Source organism: Wenxinia saemankumensis (assembly GCF_900141735.1).
Taxonomy (GTDB): domain Bacteria; phylum Pseudomonadota; class Alphaproteobacteria; order Rhodobacterales; family Rhodobacteraceae; genus Wenxinia; species Wenxinia saemankumensis.
The window spans coordinates 302,289-325,817 of sequence record NZ_FQYO01000001.1; the positions used below are offsets into that span (position 1 = coordinate 302,289).

A 23,529-nucleotide genomic window follows, 5' to 3' on the forward strand; every position below is an offset into this window, starting at 1 on the left:
ACCGGATCGCAGCCCGCCGCACCCGCATCATGCGTCGGCCGGATGACCACGCCCCGCGGCCCCGCGCGACGCGCCGGCTGCGGATCATCTCCGGCCGGCTGCGACCGGGGTCGTCCGCGGCCACCGGCAGCCGCGGCAGCGCGAGCTACCGGCCGAGGCGGATCGTCACGGCCGTGCCGCCCCCGGGTCCGTCGTCGATGCGGAGATCGCCCCCGGCCCGATCGGCGATCTTGTGCAGGATGGCCAGCCCCATTCCCGGCCCCTCGTCCACGTCGCGGGAGGAAAGCTTGACCAGCGGGCGGATCACGGCGGCCCGCGCCTCGGCGGGGATGCCGGGTCCGTCGTCGGTCACCGTGATCTCCCACGCGCCGTCGACGACGCCGCCCGTGACCGCGATCCGCGCCGGGCGGGCGGGATTGTGCCGGATCGCGTTCGTCAGGAGGATCATGAAGACGCGCCGCAGATCCGTCGCGCCGAAGCACAGGACGCCGGCGGGCAGCCCGTTCTCGATCGTGACGCCGCCGGGCGGCCCCAGATCGTCGATCACGTCATCGAGCACGTCGCCCGGGGACAGGCGCGCCACCGTCTGCAACCGTCCGACCCGGGCATATTCGAGCAGGCCGTTCAGCATCTGGTCGAGCCGCCGCGCGTGAGAGGCGATGTGCGACAGGTGCGACCGGGGAGAGGCCGTCCCACTGTCGCCGAGATCCTCGATGATCCAGGAGGGCAGCTCCTGCAGGGCGCGGATCGACGCCCGCAGATCGTGTGAGATCCGGTAGACGAGCTCGTCGACCTCGTCCTCCGGCGCGACGGGCGGCCCCGCCCCGGCGAGGGCACCGATCGGCGGGGCCTGCGGGGGAGGATCACGCAGCGGGACGTTTTCTGGAACCATCGCCGTACCTTCGACTGTGTCGCGTCGGGCCGGGAATAAGCCGATTCGCTTTAACCATCGGTGAACGTTCACCCGCTAGACGGGTCCGGTCGAGATGCAACGAAGGCGCGACGCCATGGCCCCCGACGGAACGATCGACAGCCTGCCGGATCCCGGCCCGGCCCAGCCCGGTCCCGCTCCGACCGGGCGACCCGGCGCCCCGCCCGGGGGGCACGGACCCCCGCGCGCCCCTCAACCGGCCGGCGCCGCCCAGGCCCGACGATCCCTCATTTCACGGCGACCGGCCCCCCGGGCCCCGGCGGCAGCCGGCCCGCCCCTCACGCGACGGGAATGCACCGATGAGCCATGACGTGACCTTCCTCATAGTCGACGACGACCGGGTCTCCGTCATGGCGATCGAACGGGCGATCCGGAAACTTCGGCTCGACAACCCGATCGAGGTCGCGGGCGACGGGCTCGAGGCGCTGGACAGGCTTCGCGAGGGGCCGCGGGACCTGCGTCCCTACATCATCCTCCTCGATCTCCACATGCCGCGCATGGGGGGACTCGAATTCCTGTCCAATGTCCGCCAGGACGTCGAACTGCGCAATTCGGTCGTCTTCGTCCAGACGACCTCCTACGCGCCGGCCGACATCGCCAAGGCCTACGAGCACATGGTCGCCGGCTACATCGTCAAGGACAACACGTTCGAGTCCATGCGCCGGGCGATGGAGATGCTGGGCGCCTACACCCGGATCGTGCGCCTGCCCGGCGAGCGCAGACCGCCCTACGTCACCGCGGCGCGCGCCCTGTAGGCGGGCCGGTCCCAGAGGCCGTCGCGCATGATCCCGGCCAGCACATCGACCGCGCGGTCGATCTCCTCCGTCCCGAGATAGAGCGGGGCGAAGCCGAAGCGCAGCAGGTCCGGCGCCCGGAAATCCCCGATCACGCCCCGGCCGATCAGGGCCTGCATGATCGCGTAGCCCTCCGGATGGGCGAAGGAGACCTGGCTGCCGCGCAGCGCGGGGTCGGCCGGCGAGGCGAGCCGCAGGTCGGGACAGGCGGCGCGCATTCCGGCGACGAACCGCTCGGACAGCGCGATCGAGGCCGCCCGGATTTCCGCCATGTCGACGCCCTCCCAGGCGTCGAGCGCGGCCCCGAGCGCGGCCATCTGCAGGACGGGCGGGGTGCCGACGCGCATCCGCTCGATCCCGGCGCCAGCCCGGTAGCCGGGATCGAAGTCGAAGGGGGCGGCATGGCCGAGCCAGCCCTGCAGCGCGGGGCGCACCCGCCCCGCCAGGTCCGGCCGGACATAGATGAAGGCGGGCGCCCCGGGTCCGGCATTCAGATACTTGTAGGTGCAGCCGACCGCGAAATCGCAGCCGCTCGCGGTGACGTCGACCTCGATCGCGCCGGCGGAATGGGCCAGATCCCAGATCATTACCGCCCCCGCCTCGGCCGCGCGGGCCGACAGGGCGGCCACGTCGTGACGGCGCCCCGTGCGGTAATCGACCTCCGTCAGCATCACCGCCGCCACGGTCCCGTCGATGGCGCCGAGCACGTCCTCCGGCGCGGGCGTGCGAAGCTCGTGCCCCCGCCCCAGCGTCCGGACCAGCCCCTCCGCCATGTAGAGATCGGTCGGGAAGTTGCCGGAATCGCTGAGGATCACGCGGCGGTCCGGCCGCATCTCGAGGGCGGAGGCGAGCGCCTGGTAGACCTTGATCGACAGCGTGTCGCCGACGACCACCGACCCTGCGGGCGCGCCGATCATCCGGCCGATCCGGTCGCCCAGCCGCGCGGGCTGGGCCATCCAGCCGGCGGCGTTCCAGCCGCGGATGAGCATCCCGCCCCATTCCTCGGCCACGACGCGGTCCATCGCGGCGCGCGCCGCCTTCGGCAGCGGGCCGAGCGAATTGCCGTCGAGATAGATCACCCCTTCGGGGATCTCGAAGAGGTCGCGTCGCGGCAGGCTCACGGATTCGTCTCCAGCCAGGTCGTCACGATGTCCGAGGCGGGATCGGCCAGCCCTGCGATCACCGTGAAATGGTTCAGGCCCGGGGCGTAGATCTCGGCCGCCGGGCGCCCGGACCGGCTCCGCGCCTCGCCCATCAACCGGGTCTGGCGAAGGAATTCGGGCCGCTCCGCCGCGCCGACCCAGAGGGTCATCGGCGCGTCCGAAGGCTCCAGCAGGGCCGGGCTCTCGGCCGCCGCCTCGGCCGCGTCCAGCTGCAGCTTCGCATTCATCGCCGACGCCGTCAGGGGCGCGAGGTCGAAGATCCCGCTGATCGGCAGGACATGCGCGATCCGCGCCGCGACGCCCGGATCCAGCGCGCCGGCGCAGGCGAGGCGGGCGACGAGGTGGCCGCCCGCGGAATGCCCGGAGAGGCGGATCGGGCCGGCGACGGCCGAGGCGGCCAGCTCGACCGCGCGGGCCACCTCGCGGCCGATCCCGGCGATCCGCGCCTCGGGGGCGAGCGTGTAGCCCGGCTGCGCCACCGCCCAGCCGCGCGCCAGCGCGCCGGCGGCGAGATGGGCGAAGTCCTGCGGCGCGCGCGAATGCCAGTAGCCGCCATGCACGAACACGGCGAGACCGCGCGGCGCCCCCTCCGGCAGGTAGAGGTCGACGATCTGCCGCGCCCCATCGCCGTAGCGCAGCGTGCGGGGCGGGGTCGCGGCGCGGAACGCGGCGGCGTCCCGCCCCCAGCCGGCGGCGATTTCCTCGGCCCCGGGGATGTAGGCGCCGTTCTCGAAGGCGTCGGTCCAGTCGATGAGTTCCATGCGCCCGGGCTACCCCGCCCCGAGCGGCCTGTCGAGCGCGGCCTCGAGCGCGGCCTGTCGGGCCTGGCCAGTCTGGCGGCCTCACATGTCGAAGAACACCGTCTCTCCCTCGCCCTGCAGGCGGATGTCGAATCGGTAGGCCCCCGGCCCGGTGCGGGTCGCGATCAGGGTCGGCACGCGGTGTTTGTGCTCGATGCGGGCGAGGACGGGGTCGCCCTCGTTCCGCTCGTCCTCGAAGTAGAGCCGGGTCTGCAGCCCGACATTGATCCCGCGCGCCACGATCCACAGCGCGACATGCGGCGCCATCGTGCCGCCGGCGGGATGCGGCACCCGCCCCGGCTTGATCGTGCGCAGCGTCCATTCCCCCGTCGCCGCGTCCGCGCAGATCCGGGCGAATCCGCCGACGCGGGGATCGGCGCCCGCCTGGCCGGCATAGAGGCCGCCCGCATCGGCTTGCCAGGCCTCGATCAGCGCGTCGCGCAGCGCCCAGCCGGTGCCGTCGAGCACCCGGCCCGTGATCGTGACGACCTCGCCCGCGGCGCCCGCCTCGAAGGTCGATCGCCCTGGCTCGACCCCGTAGATCCCGCCGAGGCCGGCATGGCCCGGGGCGAGCCCGATATGCACGTAGGGCCCGGCGGTCTGCGAGGCGCTCTCGCGCAGATTGTCCCGTCCGCCCGCCATGTCAGAGCCCCTCCGGCCGGTTCTCGAACATCGTCTGGCGCCGGCCGCGCAGCACGATGTCGAACCGGTAGGCGAGAAAGTCCATCGGCTTCGCCATCGCCATGTCGAGCGGCGCCACCAGCGCCTCCAGCTGGCCGCGATCGCGCACGGTGGCGGCGATCGGGCAGTGCGCGATCAGCGGATCGCCCTCGAAATACATCTGGGTGATCAGGCGCTGGCCGAAGCCAGAGCCGAAGATCGACACATGGATATGCGCCGGCCGCCATTCGTTGCCCCGGTTCGGCCAGGGATAGGCGCCCGGGCGGATGGTGAGGAACTGGTAGTCGCCGCGATCGTCGGTGATCGTCCGCCCGCAGCCGCCGAAATTCGGATCGAGCGGGGCGAGGTAGCCGTCCTTCGCGTGCCGGTAGCGACCACCCGCATTGGCCTGCCAGATCTCGACCAGGGTTCCCGGGACGGGGCGGCCGGTCTCGTCCCGCACCCGCCCGTGGACCAGGATCCGCTCCCCCAGCGCTGGGGCGGCGCCCTTCGTCCAGTTCAGGACGAGGTCGTTGTCCAGCGGGCCGAGCAGGTCGTGGCCGAAGCGGGGGCCGTGTTCCTCGGTCGGGGTGCTGTCCATCGAGATCAGCGCCTGTCGCGGCGCGCGGGCGACGCTGGTCTTGTAGTCGGGATCGTAGGCCGGCGGATGCGCCGCCCGGTCCCGGGGAATGAGGGGAAGGCTCCGGTCGCTCATGAATACGGCAGCCCCACGTAGTTGCGCGCCATCGCGCGGCGATAGCTGTCATCGTCCCGCAGGAGGGCGATCTCGGCCTCCTGCATGCGGCGGTCGAAGTCCGACCGTCCCGGAAACCGGTGCAGCAGCGTGGTCATCCACCACGAGAACCGCTCCGCCTTCCAGACCCGGGCGAGAGCCCGCGCGGCGTAGTGATCCGCCTCGGACTGCGACCCGCCGTAATGCCCGTGCAGCGCCTCGAAGGCGTAATGCACGTCCGACGCGGCGGTGTTCAGCCCCTTCGCCCCGGTCGGCGGGACGATATGCGCCGCGTCCCCCAGCAGCAGCAGACGGCCCCAGCGCATCGTCTCGCAGACGAAGGAGCGCAGCGGCGCCACGCTCTTCTCGATCGCGGGGCCGGTCACCAGCGCCTCGGCCCGTTCGGGCGGGATCCGGGCGCGCAGCTCGTCCCAGAACCTCTCGTCGGACCACGAGGCGGGATCGGTTCCCGTCGGCACCTGCACGTAGTAACGCGACAGATGCGCGCTGCGCATCGAGCAGAGCGCGAAGCCCCGGTCCGAGCTGGCATAGATCAGCTCGTCATGGACGGGCGGCGTCTCGGACAGGATGCCCAGCCAGCCGAAGGGATAGACCTTCTCGACCTCGCGCCGCCGGTCCCGCGGGATCGCCTGCCGAGAGGGGCCGTGGAACCCGTCGCAACCGGCGATCCAGTCGCAGTCGACGCGGTGCGCGATGCCGTCCTGCCGGAAGGTGACGAAGGGGGCCGCGCCGTCCGGATCGTGCAGCGCGACATCCTCGACCCCGAAGAGGATCGTCTCGCCCGCGCGCTCCTTGGCGGCGAAGAGATCGCGCGTCACCTCGGTCTGGCCGTAGACGACCACGCCCTGACCGGTCAGCCCGGCGAAGTCCACGCGGAACGCCTCGCTGTCCACCGACAGCACGCAGCCCCCGTGGACCTGCCCCTCGGCGTCGAGGCGCCCGGCGCAGCCGATCTCGCGCAGCTGCGCCACCAGCCCGGCCTCGAGCACGCCGGCCCGGATCCGGGACAGGACATGCGCCTTCGTCCGCCGCTCGATCACGATCGTGTCGATCCCGGCCCGGTGCAGCCGGTGCGACAGCAGCAGCCCCGACGGCCCGCCGCCGATCACGCAGACCTGCGTGCGCCGCCGGGTCACTCCCGCCCCTCCACTCTGGCGAGCAGCCGGTTCAGCGCCGCACGCTCTTCGGCGTCGAAACCGGCGAAGAGCCGCGCCTCGTGAGCGTCGTTCAGCGCCTGCGCCCGCCGGAACAGCTTCTGTCCCGCCGCGGTCGGCAGCAGGGCGAAGGACCGGCGGTCGCTCTCGCGCCGCTCGCGCCGGATCAGGTCGCGGGCGGCCAGCTCGTCGAGCAGGACCACCAGGTTGGGCCGCTCGACCGCGATCGCCTGCGCGAGCTCGGTCTGGGTGAGACCGGGCCGCGTGCAGACCATGGCGAGGGCCGAGAAGGTCGAGTTCCGCAGCCCCACCGGGCGCAGCGCCTCGGCCATGTCCGCCTGGACCACGCCCCAGGCGCGCCGCATCCGGTAGCCGGTATAGCGCCAGAGCGCGGCGTCGAACGCCTCCTCCCCGCGGCCGTCTCCGGCCGCGCCGGGCCCGGACCCGACCGGGCCGGGCGCCTCCTCCTCGGGCGGTGAGGCCATGGCTGTCGTTCCCCCCCGGGGGGGGGCGCGCAGCCCCCGCCCCTCGATCGGTATAAGCCATACGCAAACCGGTCAAGCGCGCCGACCTGCGCAGCCCGGGCCCCGCACCGGGGTCGCGTCCGGTTGCCGCACTCCCCTTCCGCCCCCGCCCACCGGATTATATGCCCGGTACCGGATACAGCAGACGGAGCCCGAAGATGCTCGCCAGCGCCACGGCCGAGACCCTCGCTCGCATCCAGTTCGCGTTCACCGTGTCGTTCCACATCATCTTCCCGGCCTTCTCGATCGGGCTGGCGAGCTACCTCGCGGTGCTGAACGGGCTGTGGCTGAAGACGCGCGATCAGGTCTACCGCGACCTCTTCGACTACTGGAAGAAGATTTTCGCCGTGGCCTTCGGCATGGGCGTCGTCTCGGGCATCGTCATGTCCTACCAGTTCGGCACCAACTGGTCGGTCTTCTCGGACCGGACGGGGCCGATCCTCGGCCCGCTGATGGCCTACGAGGTGCTCAGCGCCTTCTTCCTCGAGGCGGGCTTCCTCGGGATCATGCTGTTCGGCCGCCACCGCGTCGGCGACGGGCTGCACATGTTCGCGACCGCCATGGTCGCGCTCGGCACGCTCGCCTCCGCCACATGGATCCTGTCGGTCAATTCCTGGATGCACACGCCCGCCGGCTATTCCATCGCCGAGAACGGGCAGTTCGTGCCCGAGGACTGGCTGGCGATCGTCTTCAACCCCTCCTTTCCCTACCGGCTGACGCACATGGTGCTGGCCGCCTACCTCACGACCGCCTTCGTCGTCGGCGGCGTCGCCGCCTGGCACCTGCTGCGCAACCGCACGGATCTCCGGGCGCGGCGCATGTTCTCGATGGCGATGTGGATGGCCGTCATCGTCACCCCGCTCCAGATCGTCGCCGGCGACATGCACGGCCTCAACACGCTCGAGCATCAGCCGGCCAAGGTCATGGCGATGGAGGGCCATTTCGAGAGCCACCCGGAGGGCGCGCCGCTCTACCTCTTCGGCATTCCCGACCAGGAGGCGCAGGAGCTGCGCTACGCCGTCGGCATCCCCAAGCTGTCCTCGCTGATCCTCGAGCACGACCTGAACGCGCCGATGGCCGGGCTCGACACGATCCCCCGGGACGAGCAGCCCCCGGTCTCCATCGTCTTCTGGACCTTCCGGGTCATGGTGGGCCTCGGCTTCGCGATGCTGGGGATCGGCCTGTGGTCCGCCCTCGCCCGCTGGCGCGGGATGCTCTACGACAGTCCCTGGCTGCACCGGACCTGCGTCGCCTTCGGCCCGGCCGGCTTCGTCGCCGTCCTCGCCGGATGGATCACGACCGAGGTGGGACGCCAGCCCTACACCGTCTACGGGCTGATGCGGACCTCCGAGTCGCTCTCGCCCATCGACGCGCCCGCCGTCGCGACCTCGCTCGTCGCCTTCGTCATCGTCTACTTCTTCGTCTTCGGCGCGGGCACCTGGTACATCCTGCGCATGATGTCGAAACCGCCGGGCACGAAGGATCTGGGCCTGCGCGACGGCCCGATCCGGACGGCCGGCATCACGCCCGGGCCGACCGAGATCCGGCCCGACGCGATCCCGGGGGAATGATCATGGGCGCCGAATTCGAGATCCTCGCCTTCACCTGGGCCGGCCTGATCGCCTTCGCCGTCCTGGTCTACGTCATCCTCGACGGGTTCGACCTCGGCCTCGGGATCCTGTTCCCCTTCGGCGGCAGCCACCGGAACCGCGACGTGATGATGAATTCCGTCGCCCCGGTCTGGGACGGGAACGAGACCTGGCTGATCCTGGGCGGCGGCGGTCTCTTCGCCGTCTTCCCGCTGGCCTATGCGGTGGTGATGCCGGCGCTCTACATGCCGATCCTGCTCATGCTGCTCGGCCTCGTCTTCCGCGGCGTCGCCTTCGAGTACCGCTGGCGCACGGTGCGCTGGCGGGGCGTCTGGGACGCCGCCTTCTTCGGCGGATCGGTGATCGCCGCGCTCTGCCAGGGGATCGCGCTCGGCGCGCTGGTCCAGGGGATCGAGGTCGAGGGTCGCGCCTATGCGGGCGGCTGGTTCGACTGGCTGACGCCCTTCTCGGCGATGACCGGCCTCGCCGTGCTCACCGGCTACGCCCTGCTCGGCGCGACCTGGCTGGTGATGAAGACGGAAGGGCCGCTGAACGCCCGGATGCGCGGCTTCGCCTGGCCGCTCGGCCTCGCCACGGTGGGCTTCGTGGGCCTCGTCAGCCTCTGGACCCCGTTCCTCGAAGGGGCCTATTTCGAGCGCTGGTTCTCGCTGCCTTTCTCGGTCTTCACGGTGCTGGTGCCGCTGCTGGTCGCGGGGCTCGCCGCCCTCTTCGTCCACGGGCTGCGCTCGGGGCATGACCGCACGCCCTTCCTCGCCGCGCTTGGCCTCTTCGTCGTGGCCTATGCGGGGATCGGGGTGTCGTTCTACCCGATGATGGTGCCGCCGGACATCACGATCTGGCAGGCGGCCGCGCCCGAATCCTCGCTCTGGTTCGCGCTGGTCGGCGCCGCGATCCTGATCCCGATCATCCTGGCCTACACGGCCTATGCCTACTGGGTCTTCCGCGGCAAGATCGACCCCGAGGAGGGCTATCATTGACCCCGCTGTGGAAGCGGCTGGGCTGGTTCGTCCTGATCTGGCTGGGCGGGGTCGGTCTGCTGACGGTGGTCGCCCTGATCATCCGCACGTGGCTCGGCGTCTGACGGCTGCCCGTACCCGGTTGGGCGCAGGGTCGGGGCATCTTCGCCCCGCCCCCACGATCCTCAGGCGGCGTCGGCGACGCCGCGCCTCGTCATCACCCCGATGAGATGCGCCCGGTAGGCCGGCGTGCCGTGCAGGTCCGAGATCAGCCCCTCGGACGGATGCGACAGCCCCGCGACCGCCTCGGCCGACCATCCGGCCGACAGCGCCTCCTCGGCCTCGCTCCAGCGGAACACCCCGTCCTCGCCCGCCCCGGTCACCGCGACGCGCGCGCCCTCCCCGGTCCGCGCGACGAAGACGCCGACGAGGGGGAAGCGCGAGGCCGGCTGCGCGAACTTCTGGTAGCTCGAGGCCGCCGGGACCGGGATCCGGATCCGGACGATGATCTCCCCCTCCTCCAGCGCCGTGGCGAACAGCCCCTGGAAGAAATCGGCGGCCGCGATCTCGCGCCGGTCGGTGACGATCGTCGCCCCGGTCGCCAACGCCATCGACGGATAGCAGGCCGAGGGGTCGTTGTTGGCGAGGCTGCCGCCCATCGTGCCGCGGTTGCGCACCGCCGGATCGCCGATCTGCCGCGCCATCATGGCGAGGCCGCGAAAGCCCGCCTCCTCCGCCGCGGCCGCGATCTCGCCATGCGTGGCGCCGCCGCCCACGACCAGCGCGTCGCCCTCGCGGGTGACGCCCTTGATCTCGTCGATCGCGGACAGGCTCACCAGCTTCTCCGGCATGGCGAGCCGCTGCTTGAGCGAGGGGATCAGCGTCTGCCCGCCCCCCAGCGCCTGCGCGCCCTCGTCCTTCAGCGCCGCGACCGCCGCGCTCAGCTCGGTCGGCCGCTCGATCTCGAATGCGTACATCTCGTCCCTCCTTGGGGGGCCATCCCCCCGGGGCCCGGACCGCGCCCGCGGCCCTCCCCTTATCTTGCCTCAAATACTCCCGGAGGTCCGGGGGCGGGAGCCCCCGGCCTTGCCCGCTCAGAGCGACCGCCCCTCCGCGCTTTCGGACGATCCCGCCGCCGGTTGCGCCGCCCCCTCGTTCGGGCGGGCCCCCGCCATCGCCGCCCAGACCCGCGACGGCGACAGCGGCATGTCGATATGCGCCACATCGTGCCCCGCCGCGTTCAGCGCGTCCAGAACCGCGTTCACCACGGCCGGGGGCGAGCCGATGGCCCCCGCCTCGCCGCAGCCCTTCACTCCCAGGGGATTGTGCGTGCAGGGCGTCTGGCACGACGCGCTGTCCACGGTGAAGTTCGGCAGGGCATCGGCCCGCGGCATGGCGTAGTCCATGTAGCTGGCCGAGATCAGCTGGCCCTCGGCATCGTAGGCGCAGTTCTCCATCAGCGCCTGCCCGATCCCCTGCGCGAGGCCGCCATGCACCTGCCCCTCCACGATCATCGGGTTCACCACGTTGCCGAAATCGTCCACGGCGGTGAACCGCTCGATCGTGACCGCGCCGGTCTCGGGATCGACCTCCACCTCGCAGGCATAGGCGCCGGAGGGATAGGTAAAGTTCGCCGGATCGTAGAAGGCCGTCTCCTCCAGCCCCGGCTCGATATCCTCGAGCGGGTAGTTGTGCGGCACGTAGGCGGCGAGGCAGACATCCCCCCAGGCCACCGACTTGTCGGTGCCGGCGACGCTGAACTTTCCGTCCTTCAGCTCGATGTCCCCGTCCGAAGCCTCCATCAGGTGGGCCGCGATCTTCCTCGCCTTGTTGATGACCTTCTCGGCCGCACGGACCATGGCCGAGCCTCCGACCGCGAGCCGTAGGTGCCCATGCCCATCGGGGTCCGGGCGGTGTCGCCATGCACGATCTCCACCTGGTCCTCGCCGATGCCGATCATCTCGGCGATCACCTGCGCGAAGGTGGTCTCGTGCCCCTGCCCGTGCGAATGCGAGCCGGTCATCACGACGAGGCCGCCGGTCGCGTTCACCCGGACGGTCGCGCTCTCGTAGAGGCCCGCCCGCGCGCCGAGCTGCCCGACGAGGTTGCTCGGCGCGATGCCGCAGGCCTCGATGTAGCAGTTCATGCCGAAGCCGCGCAGCCTGCCCTTCGCCTTGGACGCCACGCGCCGCGCCTCGAATCCGGCCACGTCGGCCAGTTCCTTCAGGCGGTCCAGCGTCGCGTTGTAATCGCCGGTATCGTATTCCACCGCGACCGGCGTGGCATAGGGAAATTCGGTGATGAAGTTCTGCCGGCGCAGCTCCATCGGATCCACGCCGAGCTCGCGCGCCGCCTTGTCGATGACGCGCTCCAGCTGGTAGGTCGCCTCCGGCCGCCCCGCCCCGCGATAGGCGTCCACCGGCACGGTGTTGGTGAAGACGGCCTTCACGTTCACGTAGATCAGCGGCGTCCGGTAGTTCCCCGCCATCAGCGTCCCGTGGAGCCATGTCGGCACGCTCGGCGCGAAGGTCGACAGATAGGCCCCCATGTTCGCGTGGGTCTCGGTCCGCAGCGCGGTGAAGTTGTTCTCCGCATCCAGGGCCAGCTCGATCTTCGTCACGTGGTCGCGCCCGTGGGCATCGGACATGAAGGCCTCGGACCGGGTCGAGGTCCACTTGACCGGCCGCCGCAGCTCCTTCGCCGCGAAGGTGCAGAACGCCTCCTCGGCATAGTGGAAGATCTTCGTCCCGAAGCCGCCGCCCACATCGGGCGCCACGACCCGCAGCTTGTGCTCGGGAATGCCGAGGACGAAGGCCCCCATCAGCAGCCGGATCACGTGCGGGTTCTGGCTGGTGGTGTAGAGCGTCGATTCCCCCGAATGCGAGGCGTAATCCCCCACCGCCACGCGCGGCTCCATCGGGTTCGCCACCAGGCGGTTGTTCACCAGCTCCAGCGTGGTGACATGCGCCGCCTCGCGGATCGCCTTGTCGACCGCCTCGCGGTTGTCCTCGACGAAGCCCCAGTCGTAGCAGAGATTGTCCTTCAGATCGTCATGGACCTTCGGCGCGCCCTCCTGCAGCGCCGCCTTCATGTCGATCACCGCCGGCAGCGCCTCGATGTCGAGCTCGATCGCCTCGGCCGCGTCGCGGGCCTGGGCCCGGCTCTCCGCCACCACCGCGCAGATCGGATCGCCCACGTGACGGACCTTGCCCTGCGCCAGGACCGGATGCGCCGGCTCCTGCATCGGGTTGCCCTGCCGGTCGGTGATCTGCCAGCCGCAGGGGATCGAGCCGATCCCCTCGAAATCCTTGCCGGTGAAGATCCGGACCACTCCCGGCATCGCCTCCGCCGCCGCGGTGTCGATCCCCCTGATCCGCCCATGCGCCACGTCCGAGCGCAGGAAATGCACATGCGCCTGGCCCGCCAGGTTGATGTCGTCGGTATACTGGCCCTGGCCGGTCAGGAAGCGGACGTCTTCCCGCCGCTTCGAACTCGCACCGATCCCGTGATCCTTGGGCATGCGCCCCTCCTCCCTGTGACGTTCCACCGGGACGGCACCCAGCCTCCGAGGCCCCCGTTCCCGCTCTTATCTTGCCTCAAATACTCCCGGGGGGAGCCGGAGGCGTGGGGGGCGGAGCCCCCCGCCGGGTCCGCCCGGACCCGGGCGGAGCCGATTCCGGTCGGTTCGCTACTCGGCCGCGACCGGGGCGACCTCCTGCCCCGACGCCGCCATCACCGCCTTGACGATGTTCTGGTAGCCCGTGCAGCGGCAGAGATTGCCCTCGAGGTAATGGCGGACCTCGCTCTCGGTGGGCTTGGGGTTCTCCTCCAGCAGCGCGGTCGCGCTCATCACCATGCCGGGCGTGCAGAAGCCGCATTGCAGGCCGTGATAATCGCGGAAGGCCTGCTGCACGGCGCTGAGCGTGCCGTCCTTGCCGGCGATCCCCTCGATCGTCGTGACCTCGGCGCCCTCGGCCTCGGCGGCGAACATGGTGCAGGCCTTCACCGCCTTCCCGTTCACGTGGACCACGCAGGCGCCGCATTGCGACGTGTCGCAGCCGACATGGGTTCCGGTGAGCTTCAGCCCCTCGCGCAGGAACTCGACGAGCAGGGTGCGCCCCTCGATCTCGCCGCTGCGCTCTGTGCCGTTCACCTTCATCGAGACCTGTGGCATCGCGTTCCTCCCCGGGCGGGGCCCTGCAGGCGGCCCGCCTTTCCTGTCGTTCCCTCGCGCCCCCGACGAGGGGGCAATCCTCGGCGCCACGCTAGCGCGGGCCGCCGGGCGCAGGATACGCGACCAAGGTCGGCATGGCCACGCCCCGGCGCACCTCCCGGCCGGGGCCGCCCCGCCGGACCCGACGGAAGCCGGCGGCCCGCGCCGGGGCCGGCGCGGCCGGCCCGGCCGACGCCGCACCGGCCCGCCACGGGGACCCGCCGCCGCGCCCCGGTTGCAGGGGCCCGCCACGGGGACCCGCCGCCGTGTCCCGGTTGCAGGGCCGGCGCCCGGGCTCGCCCCGGGACGGGCGCGGGGTGGTCCGGCGGGCGACGCGCGCCCCGCCTCCGACATTGGTGCCGCTGGGCGCGCGCGCCCTCCTCCCCTAGTCTGGCAGGCGCGCCGGCCTGCGGCGTGCCTGCCGGAGCCCGCACCGCCATGCCCGATCCCGCCCGTTTCGCCCGCGCCCTGATCGTCGACGATCACCCGCTCTTCTGCGACGCGCTGGCGCTCACGCTGAAATCCGTCGCCGGTCTCGGCGCGAGCGAGAGCGCGCCGACCCTCGGCGCGGCCCTCGCCCGGATCGAGGGGCCGGGACCGGCGCTCGACCTGATCGTGCTGGATCTCGACCTGCCCGACGTGACCGGGCTGGAGGGGCTGGCGCGGATGCGCGGCGCGGCGCCGCTCGTGCCGCTGATCGTCGTCTCCTCGATGACCGAACCGCAGCTCGTCGCAGCCGCCATCCGCGCCGGGGCGCGGGGCTTCGTGCCCAAGCATTCCCCGCGCGAGACCTTCCGCGCCGCCCTTGCCGCCATCGCGGCGGGGGGGCGCTGGGTGCCCGAGGGGGTCGACATCGACGACGCCGCCCCCGGCGCGCAGGAGGAGGCGATGGGCCGGATGGCCTCGCTCACCCGGCAGCAGGCGCGGATCCTCGAGCTGATCTGCGAGGGCAAGCTGAACAAGCAGATCGCCTTCGACCTCGACATCGCCGAGGCGACGGTGAAGGCGCATGTCACCTCGATCCTGCGCAAGCTCGGCGTGCAGAGCCGCACCCAGGCGGTCCTGCTCGCGCGGCAGGTCAGCTTCGACGCCTTCGCCGCTGGCTGAGCGCGCCCGCCCGTCGCCCTCCCGCCGGCCCCGCTGCGGCCCGTCCCCCCTGCCTGTCCCGCGTCCTGGCCGCCGGCCTGACCCCGGCTTGTGCGCGGCCGCGCAGCCCCGCTACGCTGCCGGACGGGGAAGCGGCGGAGGCGCGATGCGGCAGGCGGTGGAGGATGGCGGACTCGTCCGCTCGGCCGAGATGCCGGCGCGGGATTCCCGCGCGGCCGCCCGGCTGGCCGCAGCGCTCGGCCCCGGGCCCTTCGGCCTCGTCGCGGTCTTCGCGCCCCCCGCCGCGGACTTCGCCGCCCTCATGACCGGGCTCGCCGCCGCCCTGCCCGGCGCGCCGCTGATCGGCTGCACCACGGCGGGCGAGATCGGCGCGGGGGGCTATGTCGAGGACACGATCCTCGCCCTCGCCCTGCCGGCGGCGCATTTCGCGGCCAGGACGATCCCGCTGCCCGACCTCGCCGCCCCGATCCCGCCCAGGACCCTGGCCGAGGTGGTGCGCGCCCGCTCCGCCGCCGATCCCGCCCGGCCCCATGCCTTCGCCTTCCTCGTCGTCGACGGCCTGTCGCGGCGCGAGGACGCGCTGGTCGCCGCCCTCGCCCCCGCGCTGGGGCCGGTGCCGCTCTTCGGGGGCTCGGCCGGGGACGGCACCCGGTTCGAGCGGACGCTGGTCGCCGCGGGGGCCGAGACGATCCCCGGCGGCGCGGTCCTCGCCGTGATCCGCACCGATTGCCCGGTCCGGGTCTTCTCGCTCGACCACCTGCGCCCCTCGACGCGGCGGATGGTCGTGACCGATGCCGATCCCGCGCGGCGTCTCGTGCGGCGGATCAACGGAGAGCCGGCGGCGCGCGAATATGCCCGCCTGCTGGGCAAGGATCCGGGCCAGCTCTCCACCTTCACCTTCGCCGCGCACCCGGTCGTGGTCCGTCTCGGCGGGGCGCATCACGTGCGGGCGATCCAGCGCGTCACCCCGGAGGGGGAGCTGGTCTTCTTCTCGGCCATCGACGAGGGCCTCGTCCTGACGCTGGCCGAGGCCGAGGACATGGTCGCCCATCTCGACCGGTCCCTCGCGCGGCTGGGCGAGGGCGGCGCGCCCGCCGCGATCTGGGCCTGCGACTGCATCCTGCGCCGGGTCGAGGCGCGGGAATCGCAGGCCCTGCCCGCCCTCGGCCGGGTGCTCGCGCGGCACCGGGTGCGCGGCTTCTCGACCTATGGCGAACAGATCAACGGGCTGCACGTGAACCAGACGATGACCGGCGTCGCGATCTACCCCCCGCCGGGGGCCGGGGCATGAGCGATCCCGCCCGCGACCTGCTCGATCCCGCCGATCCGCCCGAACGGCAGGTCGCCAAGCTGGCCGAGATCTGCGGCGCGCTGATGCGCCGGGCCGAACAGCTCGACGACGGGCGCGGCGCGGCCTACGCCCAGTTCGAGCGCGCCGTCCTGCTGGAGGAGCAGGTCCGCGAGCGCACCCGCGACCTCGAACGCACGCTCGACCTGCTCAACCTGTCAAATGCCCGCCTCGCCGACGCGACCCGCGCGGCCGAGGCGGCGCATGCCCATCTCGCCGGCGCGATCGAGACCATCCAGGACGGGTTCGGCCTGTTCGACGGCGAGGACCGCATGGTCCTGTGCAATTCCCGGTTCGGGATGCACCTGCCGGACGTGCGGGCGCGGCTGCGCCCCGGGATGGCGTTCTCGGACTATGTCGCCGCCATCTCGGTCTCGCCCGGGCTCGACCTGCCCGCCGGGACCGGCCCCGCCGACTGGGCGGTGGAGCGGCTGGCCCGGCACGGGCAGGAGCATACGCTCTTCACCGTGCGGCTGCGCGGCGACCGCTGGCTGCAGGTCGGCGAGCACCGGATGGCCGGCGGCGAGACGGTCGTGGTGCAGACCGACGTCTCCGACATCCTGCGCGCCGAGCGCGAGGACCGGGACAAGGTGCTCGACGACCAGGCGCGGCTGGTGCGCGCGACGCTCGGGCATCTCGCCCAGGGGGTCGCGGTGTTCGACGCGCGGGGGCGGCTCGCCGTGTTCAACGACCGTCTGGGCGAGATGCTGTCGATCCCCCGCACCGCCCTGCGCCCCGGCCTCGACGCGGCGGTCCTGGTGGGGCGGCTGCGGGCGCAGGTGCGGATGGACCCGCCGATGGATGCCGACGCGCTGGCCCGGTGGATCGCCCGCCCCGGCGCGCGGGGGCGGATCGAGTTCGGCTTCCGCCGCGGCGCGGGACAGTTCTTCGACGGGCTGGGCGACGCGATGCCCGATGGCGGCTTCGTTCTGTCGATCACCGATGTCAGCGCCGAGCGGGCGGCGGCCCTCGCCCTGCGCGAGGCCCGCGACCGGCTGGAGGAACGGGTCGCGGCCCGGACGCTGGAACTCGGCGACGCGCTCGCCGCCGCCGAGCGCGCCAATGCCGCCCGCTCGCGGTTCGTGGCCGCCGCCTCGCACGACCTGCTGCAGCCGCTCTCGGCGGCGAAGCTCTACATCGGCTCGCTGATCGAGGACTCCCCGCAGGACGAGGAGAGGTCCGTCGCGGCCAAGGCGCTCGGCGCGCTCGCCTCGGTGGAGGAGATCATCGCCGCACTGCTCGATATCTCGCGGCTGGAATCGGGGCGGGCCAGCGTACAGGTGGGCGAGATCGCGCTCGGCCCCTTGCTCGCGCGGCTGGCCGACGAGTTCGCGCCGGTCGCGGCGGCCAAGGGGCTGCGGCTGACCGTCCGCCCGACCGCGGCGCGGGTGCGGAGCGATCCGGCCTATCTGCGGCGGATCCTGCAGAACCTCATCTCCAACGCGGTGCGCTACACCGAGACCGGCCGGGTGCTGGTGGGTCTGCGGCGCGCCCCCGGCGGCTGGCGGGTCGTCGTGGCCGATACCGGTCCCGGCATCCCGGTGGAGGAGCAGCAGAACGTCTTCCGCGAGTTCCACCGCATCGGTCCCCGCGCCTCGGCGAGCGAGGGGCTGGGCCTCGGCCTCGCCATCGTCGACCGCGCCTGCGCGATGCTGGGCCATCCGCTCGACCTGCGCTCGGTGCCGGGTCGCGGCACGTCCTTCTGCGTGACGCTCCGCGCGGCGGGCCCGGCCCGCCTCTGACCCCGCGGGGCGACCTCCCTACCACGCTTCCGGTGCGTCCGGGCGGGCCAGCGCCGCCGGGGAAGTCGGCGGGCCACGATCGGACCGGAAGGTCGGCGGGCCACGGTCCGACCGGAAAGTCGGCGGGCCACGATCGGACCGGAAGGTCGGCGGGCCACGGTCCGACCGGAAAGTCGGCGGGCCACGATCGGACCGGAAGGTCGGCGGGCTACGGTCCGACCGGAAGGTCGGCGGGACACGATCCGACCGGGCACGCCGTGATCCGGAGGGAGGCGGGCCCCCGGGCAAAGCCGCCCCCCCACCGGCAGGCCTGCCGGTGAGGGCGGCCCCGGCGGTGCGGACCGGGTGCCGACCCGGCGTTCGCATCCCTCGACGGGACGACAGGCGCGCCCGCCGAACCGCCTCCCCTAGCGGGCCAGCCAGCCGCCGTCGACGTTCAGCACCGCGCCGGTGACGTAGTCGGCCGCCGGCGAGCAGAGGAAGGCCGTGGCGCCGGCGATGTCGGCCGGATCGCCCCAGCGCCCGGCGGGGATGCGCTCGAGTATGGCCTTCGACCGCTCGGGATCGGCACGCAGCGCCTCGGTATTGTTCGTCGCGATGTAGCCGGGCGCGATTGCGTTGACGGTGATCCCCTTGCCCGCCCATTCGTTGGCCAGCACCTTGGTCAGCCCCGCCACGCCGTGCTTCGAGGCGGTGTAGGACGGCACGCGGATTCCCCCCTGGAAGGACAGCAGCGAGGCGACGTTGACGACCTTGCCGGACGCTCCCCGCGCGATCAGCTCGCGGCCGAAGGCCTGCGCGGTGAAGAACACCGCCTTGAGGTTCACGTCGATCACGTCGTCCCAGTCGGCCTCGGTGAAATCGACGCTGTCGGCGCGGCGGATGATGCCGGCATTGTTGACGAGCAGGTCGTAGCCCGCCCCCGCGAACAGGCCCGTCGCCGCCATCGGGTCGGCGAGATCGAGGCGGATCTGGTCCCCCTGCCCGCCCGCCGCCGCGATCCTCTCCACCGTCTCGTCGCAGGACCGCCGGCCCGCGGCGGTCACTTGCGCGCCCTCCTCGGCGAGGGCCAGCGCGATCGCCTGCCCGATCCCGGTATTGGCCCCGGTGACGAGGGCGCGGCGCCCCTCGAGCGAGAATCTGCGGCTCATGACGGTCTCTCCTGCGCGTGACGGCGGCACCCTAGCGGGCCGGGCCGGGATGGCCAGCGGCGATCAGGGGGTGAAGGCGGCGCGGAACGCCTCCAGCGCGGCCTCGGACTCGCCCGATGCCCAGGCCTCCAGCGTGACGGGACCGGCATAGCCCATCGCGGCGAGGCCCCGCGCCACGGCGGGCCAGGCCACCTCGCCCGTGCCCGGCTCGTAGCGGCCGGGATTGTCCGCCACCTGCACCTCGCCGATGAAGGGCAGGCATTTCTCCGCCCAGCGCAGCAGGTCCCCCTCGCCCAGCTGCGTGTGGTAGAGGTCGAGGTTCATCCGCAGCTCCGGCCGGTCCACCGAGGCGACCAGCGCGAGCACATCGGCCGTCCGGGCGAGCGGCACGCCCGGATGGTCGAGCGGGTTGAGGTTCTCCAGCGCGAAGGTCACGCCGAGGTCGGCGCCGAGATCGGCGAGCCGCTCCAGCGTGTCCCGCGCCCGCATCCAGGTCGCGCCCGTCGGCGCCTCGATCGCGGTCAGCGGCCGCCCGCCCTCGCCCAGGGCCGAGCCGGTGATGCAGAGCCGCTCCACCCCCAGCCGCAGACCCGCCTCGGCATGGGTCCGGGCGCTGGCCAGCAGCCGCGTCGCCCCGTCCTCCGTCGCGATGTCGCCGTCCGCGGCGGCGTTCATGATCGTGAACCAGGCGCCGGTGCGCCTCAGCTCCTCGATCCCGTCGGGGATCTGCCACAGGCCGATGCCGAACCCCATCTCCGCCAGCCGCGCCACGCGCCAGGGCAGCGGCCGATCGGGCCAGAGCATCTCCGCGCAGGCTGCCAGGCGGAATGGCTCCGCGCCCCCGGTCCCGGTCTCGGTCATCGTCGCATCCTCCCTCGGCGATCCGCACCGTGACCTGCGCCGCAGGAAAGGTCCACCGCCCGGAGCAGCGGCACGCCGCCCCGGCCCCGGCCCCGCCGGCGCGCGCGCCCTGCCCAAGCGGGCGCCAATCGCCCCTGCCGCCGCGTAAAACGTGGGCGTTTCGCGGCGGGCCCCGCCGCCGCGCCGCGCCGCCGCTGGTCACCGGAGCGGGCCCGGCGCCTCATCCGACCGCCGGGACGGAGAGACCGGTGCCGGACGACCCCCGCGCCACTGTCATGGATCATGCGAGGGCCGCCCGGGCTGCAACGAGGAACCGCTGCGACGGGGGATATAGCGGGCGAGCGGGCGCGGTCACGCGCCGCCATCCCGGACCCGACCGGCACAACGATGGGGACGATACCCGTGAAGACTACGCATCTGACATCCGCTCTCGCCGCGGCGGCGGCGCTCGTGGGCGGCGCCGCGCTCGCGCAGGAGAGCTGCGAGGACCCGATCCGGGTTGGCGTGCTGCACTCGCTCTCGGGAACGATGGCGATCTCGGAGACGACGCTCAAGGACGCGATGGAGATGCTGATCGCGCAGCAGAACGAGGCCGGCGGGCTGCTCGGCTGCGAGATCGAGGCGGTCGTGGTCGACCCCGCCTCGGACTGGCCCCGCTTCGCCGAACTCGCCCGGCAGCTGATCGAGGTCGACGAGGTCGACGTGATCTTCGGCAACTGGACGAGCGTCAGCCGCAAGTCGGTCCTGCCGGTGCTGGAAGAGCTGAACGGCCTGCTCTTCTACCCCGTCCAGTACGAGGGCGAGGAAAGCTCGCGCAACGTGTTCTACACCGGCGCCGCGCCGAACCAGCAGGCGATTCCGGCGGTCGACTACTTCCTCGAGGAGCTGGGCGTCGAGAAGTTCGCCCTGCTCGGCACCGACTACGTCTATCCCCGCACGACGAACAACATCCTCGAGAGCTACCTGCAGGAGCAGGGCATCGCGAGCGAGGACATCTTCGTCAACTACACCCCCTTCAGCCATTCCGACTGGTCGACCATCGTCGCCGACGTGATCGAGCTGGGCGCCGATGGCAGCCAGGTCGGCGTGATCTCGACCATCAACGGCGACGCCAATATCGGCTTCTACACCGAGCTGGCGGCGCAGGGCGTGAGCGCGGACGACATTCCCGTCGTCGCCTTCTCGGTCGGCGAGGAGGAGCTGTCGGGCCTCGACACGTCGAACCTCGAGGGGCATCTCGCGGCCTGGAACTACTTCATGAGCGCCGACACCCCCGAGAACGCCGAGTTCATCGCCGCCTGGCACGAATTCATCGGCGACGAGGCCCGCGTCACCAACGACCCGATGGAGGCTCACTACATCGGCTTCAACATGTGGGTGAACGCGGTCGAGGAAGCGGGCACCACCGATGTCGACGCCGTGCGCGAGGCGATGTGGGGCCAGGAATTCCCGAACCTGACCGGCGGGACGGCCGTGATGGGCACCAACCATCACCTGTCGAAGCCCGTCCTGATCGGCGAGATCCGCGCCGACGGCCAGTTCGACATCATCTCGCAGACCGATCCCGTCCCCGGGGATGCCTGGACCGACTACCTGCCCGACTCGGCGGTCCTGGAATCCGACTGGGAGACGCTGGAATGCGGGATGTACAACACCGAGACCGAGACCTGCGTCCAGCTCACCTCCAACTACTGAGCTGACGCGGACACCCCCCGCGCCGCCGATCCCTCGCGGCGCGGGGAACCTTCCCCCCCCCTCACGCAACAGGCAGACCGTCATGGCCCGTGCGCTCCTTCTCCTCGTGCTGATGGCTCTTCCCCTGGCGCTTCCCGCGCAGGAGCTGCAATCGCTGCTCCAGGCCCATGCCGAGGAGGTCGCCGATCCCTCGCGCTCCAGCGTCGACACCGTGCTCGACCCGCTGGTCGAGAGCGGCCTGCCGGCCGTCGCCACCTTCCTTGCCCGCTGGCAGGACCGCGAGGTGGTCCGCAATACCGGGGACGGGCTGTTCTACTACGCGGGCGGGACCGAGGGCGGCACCGTCACCCTGCTCGACATCGCCACTGGCGAGGCGGCGGGAGAGGCCCCGGCCGACGCGGTCGAGGAGATCCGCCCCAATGGCGGCGTCCGGCGCGAGATCGCGGGCGCCCTCGTCGCGTTCCAGCTGTCCGATCCTGACATTCGCGCCCGCCGCGCCGCCCTGGCCGAGATCGCCCGCAGCCCCGACGAGAGCCAGATCGAGCCGCTGCTTGACTCGCTCGCCGGCGAGGAGGACGACGCGATCCGGGCCGAGAAGGCGCGGCTCGTCGACATCCTGCGCGCCCGGTTCGGCGACGATACCGAGACGCGCGTCGCCGCGATCGAGGGGATGGCGGGCGACATGTCCACCACCGTCCGGGGCGCGCTGTCGCAGATCCTCGCCACCTCCGCCTACATCGACACGGCCGAACCCACGGGAAACGTCGCGCGCCTGCTGCGTCCCGGCACAGACATGACGATGGACGAGGCCTATGCCCGGCTCGTCAACGCGGGCCTCGCGCCGCCCCGCATCTCGCCCGAGCAGGTCCGGGCGGCGCTGATCGCCAACATCGCGGACGGCTCGGTGGGCGGCGAGCCCGTCTCCGCCCTGTCCTCCGACGCCGCCCGCATCCGCGCCTACGAGGCGCTCGCCGCGCAGGGCCTCGCCGAGCCCTTCGTCACCGAGGAGGAGCTGCAGGCGGCGGTCGCGGCCCATGTCTTCGCCGAGGTCCACGACGAGGACGACCCGGCCGTCACGGACGCCGCCCGCGCGGTGCTGACGGGGATCGAGAGGAAGGTCGGCGTGAACCAGGCGGCGGACCTCGCGCTCGACGCGATCTCGCTCGCCTCGATCTACTTCCTCGCCGCGATCGGGCTCGCGATCACCTTCGGCGTGATGGGCGTCATCAACATGGCCCATGGCGAGTTCATCATGATGGGGGCCTATACCGGCTACCTCGTCCAGACCGTCATTCCCGACTACACGCTGTCGCTGATCGTCGCCGTCCCTCTCGCCTTCGTGGTGGGGGCCGCCGCCGGGATCGCGATGGAGCGGCTGGTGATCCGCCACCTCTACAAGCGCCCGCTGGAGACGCTTCTCGCGACCTTCGGCGTCTCGATCGCGCTGCAGCAGCTGGCCAAGGTGATCTTCGGCACGCAGGCGCGGCCGCTGACCTCGCCCGCCTGGCTGAACGGTCAGCTCGCCTTCAACGAGATCGTGGCGATCAGCTACATCCGCGTCGCGATCTTCGTCCTGGCGCTGATCTTCTTCGGTCTGCTCCTCTTCATCCTCAGGCGCACCCGGCTGGGGCTGGAGGTGCGGGCGGTGACGCAGAATCCCGGCATGGCCGGCTCCATGGGGATCGATCCGGGCCGGATCAACATGCTGACCTTCGCGCTCGGCTCGGGCATCGCGGGGATCGCGGGGGTGGCCATCGGCCTCTACGCGCAGGTCACCTCCGAGATGGGCGCCAACTACATCGTGCAGAGCTTCATGACCGTGGTCGTCGGCGGCGTCGGCAACATCTGGGGCACGCTGGCGGGCGCCGGCCTGATCGGCGTGCTGCAGAAGGGGATCGAATGGCTGAACCCGTCCAACACGCTGGCGGCGCAGACCTACATGATCCTCTTCATCATCCTGTTCATCCAGGTCCGGCCGAGGGGCATCGTCGCCCTCAAGGGCCGCGCGGCGGAGGCGTGAGTCCATGACAGACACCCGTGGGACCGTTATGATGACGCTGCGGCAG

20 protein-coding genes and 1 pseudogene are annotated in these 23,529 nt (G+C 72.1%); 9 read left to right on the forward strand and 12 right to left on the reverse strand.

The genetic code is table 11. The annotated features are described in order from the left end of the window. Nucleotides 1-145: 145 nt before the first annotated feature. The gene (locus tag BUE30_RS01395) at nucleotides 146-892 is read right to left on the reverse strand and encodes a sensor histidine kinase (RefSeq protein WP_073325925.1); all 747 of its coding nucleotides are present in this window, start codon (nucleotides 890-892) and stop codon (nucleotides 146-148) included. 338 nt (nucleotides 893-1,230) lie between these two features. On the opposite strand from BUE30_RS01395, the gene BUE30_RS01400 reads away from it, so the two are divergent. Continuing rightward, the gene (locus tag BUE30_RS01400; RefSeq protein ID WP_073325926.1) at nucleotides 1,231-1,686 is read left to right on the forward strand and encodes a response regulator; all 456 of its coding nucleotides are present in this window, start codon (nucleotides 1,231-1,233) and stop codon (nucleotides 1,684-1,686) included. Here BUE30_RS01400 and kynU read toward each other — a convergent pair. The 6 genes from kynU to BUE30_RS01430 all read right to left on the reverse strand — a co-directional run bounded on the left by kynU (nucleotide 1,659) and on the right by BUE30_RS01430 (nucleotide 6,741). Beyond that, the gene (kynU, locus tag BUE30_RS01405) at nucleotides 1,659-2,846 is read right to left on the reverse strand and encodes a kynureninase (RefSeq protein ID WP_073325928.1); all 1,188 of its coding nucleotides are present in this window, start codon (nucleotides 2,844-2,846) and stop codon (nucleotides 1,659-1,661) included. The two genes, BUE30_RS01400 and kynU, sit on opposite strands and share 28 nt — an antisense overlap. Beyond that, the gene (locus tag BUE30_RS01410; protein WP_073325934.1) at nucleotides 2,843-3,649 is read right to left on the reverse strand and encodes an alpha/beta hydrolase; all 807 of its coding nucleotides are present in this window, start codon (nucleotides 3,647-3,649) and stop codon (nucleotides 2,843-2,845) included. Before BUE30_RS01410 ends, kynU begins: the two co-directional genes overlap by 4 nt. Nucleotides 3,650-3,730: 81 nt before the next feature. Continuing rightward, nucleotides 3,731-4,330: a protocatechuate 3,4-dioxygenase subunit alpha gene (pcaG, locus tag BUE30_RS01415; protein ID WP_073325936.1), complete on the reverse strand. Its 600-nt coding sequence runs from the start codon at nucleotides 4,328-4,330 to the stop codon at nucleotides 3,731-3,733. 1 nt (nucleotide 4,331) lies between these two features. Next, the gene (pcaH, locus tag BUE30_RS01420; RefSeq protein ID WP_073325938.1) at nucleotides 4,332-5,063 is read right to left on the reverse strand and encodes a protocatechuate 3,4-dioxygenase subunit beta; all 732 of its coding nucleotides are present in this window, start codon (nucleotides 5,061-5,063) and stop codon (nucleotides 4,332-4,334) included. After that, a complete protein-coding gene (gene pobA, locus BUE30_RS01425; RefSeq protein ID WP_073325939.1) occupies nucleotides 5,060-6,238 on the reverse strand; it encodes a 4-hydroxybenzoate 3-monooxygenase in 1,179 nt (392 codons plus the stop codon). Before pobA ends, pcaH begins: the two co-directional genes overlap by 4 nt. Continuing rightward, nucleotides 6,235-6,741, reverse strand: coding sequence for a MarR family winged helix-turn-helix transcriptional regulator (locus BUE30_RS01430; RefSeq protein WP_083600994.1), 507 nt, complete (start codon nucleotides 6,739-6,741; stop codon nucleotides 6,235-6,237). Before BUE30_RS01430 ends, pobA begins: the two co-directional genes overlap by 4 nt. A 197-nt stretch (nucleotides 6,742-6,938) precedes the next feature. On the opposite strand from BUE30_RS01430, the gene BUE30_RS01435 reads away from it, so the two are divergent. The 3 genes from BUE30_RS01435 to BUE30_RS17420 are packed head-to-tail and all read left to right on the forward strand — an operon-like array spanning nucleotide 6,939 to nucleotide 9,471. After that, complete coding sequence (locus BUE30_RS01435; RefSeq protein WP_073325941.1) at nucleotides 6,939-8,351, forward strand: cytochrome ubiquinol oxidase subunit I; 1,413 nt, start codon at nucleotides 6,939-6,941, stop codon at nucleotides 8,349-8,351. Continuing rightward, the gene (cydB, locus tag BUE30_RS01440; protein ID WP_425303915.1) at nucleotides 8,348-9,367 is read left to right on the forward strand and encodes a cytochrome d ubiquinol oxidase subunit II; all 1,020 of its coding nucleotides are present in this window, start codon (nucleotides 8,348-8,350) and stop codon (nucleotides 9,365-9,367) included. Before BUE30_RS01435 ends, cydB begins: the two co-directional genes overlap by 4 nt. Beyond that, on the forward strand, nucleotides 9,364-9,471 hold the full coding sequence (locus tag BUE30_RS17420; RefSeq protein ID WP_073325946.1) for a DUF2474 family protein: 108 nt from the start codon (nucleotides 9,364-9,366) through the stop codon (nucleotides 9,469-9,471). The genes cydB and BUE30_RS17420 overlap by 4 nt, the downstream gene beginning before the upstream one ends. A 60-nt stretch (nucleotides 9,472-9,531) precedes the next feature. On the opposite strand, the gene BUE30_RS01450 is transcribed toward BUE30_RS17420, so the two are convergent. The 3 genes and pseudogenes from BUE30_RS01450 to BUE30_RS01460 form a co-directional block, all read right to left on the reverse strand. Beyond that, nucleotides 9,532-10,323, reverse strand: a complete 792-nt coding sequence (locus tag BUE30_RS01450) for an FAD binding domain-containing protein (protein ID WP_073325948.1) — start codon at nucleotides 10,321-10,323, stop codon at nucleotides 9,532-9,534. Between the two features lie 117 nt (nucleotides 10,324-10,440). Then, nucleotides 10,441-12,866: pseudogene (locus BUE30_RS01455) on the reverse strand (xanthine dehydrogenase family protein molybdopterin-binding subunit). Nucleotides 12,867-13,034: 168 nt separating this feature from the next. Beyond that, nucleotides 13,035-13,520 (reverse strand): (2Fe-2S)-binding protein, encoded by a 486-nt coding sequence (locus tag BUE30_RS01460; protein ID WP_073325950.1) that lies wholly within the window; start codon nucleotides 13,518-13,520, stop codon nucleotides 13,035-13,037. A 477-nt stretch (nucleotides 13,521-13,997) separates the two neighbouring features. Here BUE30_RS01460 and BUE30_RS01465 point away from each other — a divergent pair, with 477 nt between their 5' ends. The 3 genes from BUE30_RS01465 to BUE30_RS01475 all read left to right on the forward strand — a co-directional run bounded on the left by BUE30_RS01465 (nucleotide 13,998) and on the right by BUE30_RS01475 (nucleotide 17,756). After that, nucleotides 13,998-14,666, forward strand: coding sequence for a response regulator transcription factor (locus tag BUE30_RS01465; RefSeq protein ID WP_073325952.1), 669 nt, complete (start codon nucleotides 13,998-14,000; stop codon nucleotides 14,664-14,666). A gap of 145 nt (nucleotides 14,667-14,811) precedes the next feature. After that, a complete protein-coding gene (locus BUE30_RS01470; RefSeq protein WP_073325954.1) occupies nucleotides 14,812-15,957 on the forward strand; it encodes an FIST N-terminal domain-containing protein in 1,146 nt (381 codons plus the stop codon). Beyond that, nucleotides 15,954-17,756: a sensor histidine kinase gene (locus tag BUE30_RS01475; protein ID WP_073325956.1), complete on the forward strand. Its 1,803-nt coding sequence runs from the start codon at nucleotides 15,954-15,956 to the stop codon at nucleotides 17,754-17,756. Before BUE30_RS01470 ends, BUE30_RS01475 begins: the two co-directional genes overlap by 4 nt. Nucleotides 17,757-18,163: 407 nt before the next feature. Here BUE30_RS01475 and kduD read toward each other — a convergent pair whose 3' ends face one another. Further along, on the reverse strand, nucleotides 18,164-18,907 hold the full coding sequence (kduD, locus tag BUE30_RS01480) for a 2-dehydro-3-deoxy-D-gluconate 5-dehydrogenase KduD (protein WP_073325958.1): 744 nt from the start codon (nucleotides 18,905-18,907) through the stop codon (nucleotides 18,164-18,166). A 63-nt stretch (nucleotides 18,908-18,970) separates the two neighbouring features. Then, a complete protein-coding gene (locus BUE30_RS01485; protein WP_073325960.1) occupies nucleotides 18,971-19,768 on the reverse strand; it encodes a TIM barrel protein in 798 nt (265 codons plus the stop codon). A gap of 387 nt (nucleotides 19,769-20,155) precedes the next feature. Between BUE30_RS01485 and urtA the strand changes: the two genes are divergently transcribed. Together urtA and urtB are read left to right on the forward strand one after the other, a co-directional pair. Continuing rightward, the gene (gene urtA, locus BUE30_RS01490) at nucleotides 20,156-21,463 is read left to right on the forward strand and encodes an urea ABC transporter substrate-binding protein (RefSeq protein WP_073325962.1); all 1,308 of its coding nucleotides are present in this window, start codon (nucleotides 20,156-20,158) and stop codon (nucleotides 21,461-21,463) included. A gap of 82 nt (nucleotides 21,464-21,545) precedes the next feature. Beyond that, on the forward strand, nucleotides 21,546-23,483 hold the full coding sequence (gene urtB, locus BUE30_RS01495; RefSeq protein ID WP_073325964.1) for an urea ABC transporter permease subunit UrtB: 1,938 nt from the start codon (nucleotides 21,546-21,548) through the stop codon (nucleotides 23,481-23,483). The last annotated feature ends 46 nt before the right edge of the window (nucleotides 23,484-23,529 follow it).